The following is a 307-nucleotide window of genomic DNA, read 5'->3' as shown; positions in this document are numbered from 1 at the left end:
AGGTCGATGCCACGATGAAACGAGGATCGGCAACAACTGACCTCGGAATGCCTGGATTCGGATCGATCTCGGGAAGGACTTCCACATGATTACCAAGCTTGAATTCTTGTTCAGAGAAAGTTGCGTTTTCGGCACGGCGTGGACCGACAAGTACGACGGACCTCTGGCCAGAAATGGTTGTGACACTCGCATTATCTGCACGCAGTTTTGACATATCTCAAAACCTCGCTGGTAGGGGCTCCATCGTTCGATGTCGACGGTGTGAGTTATGTGAGTGACGATGGTCAGGTCGTGTGACGGTCGACCG

Annotated in this window: 1 protein-coding gene; it reads right to left on the bottom strand. The window is 52.4% G+C overall.

Annotated features, from left to right (window positions below):
- A partial coding sequence (locus ASU23_RS34515; RefSeq protein WP_216637128.1) for a hypothetical protein occupies positions 1–214 on the bottom strand: 214 nt, incomplete at its 3' end.
- Between the last annotated feature and the right edge of the window lie 93 nt (positions 215–307).

The sequence above is a fragment of the Rhodococcus sp. KB6 genome (assembly GCF_001445685.1).
Lineage (GTDB): Bacteria > Actinomycetota > Actinomycetes > Mycobacteriales > Mycobacteriaceae > Rhodococcus_F > Rhodococcus_F qingshengii.
The sequence above is the reverse complement of the archived record's forward strand: the minus strand, read 5'-3'. Positions and strand labels throughout refer to the sequence as shown.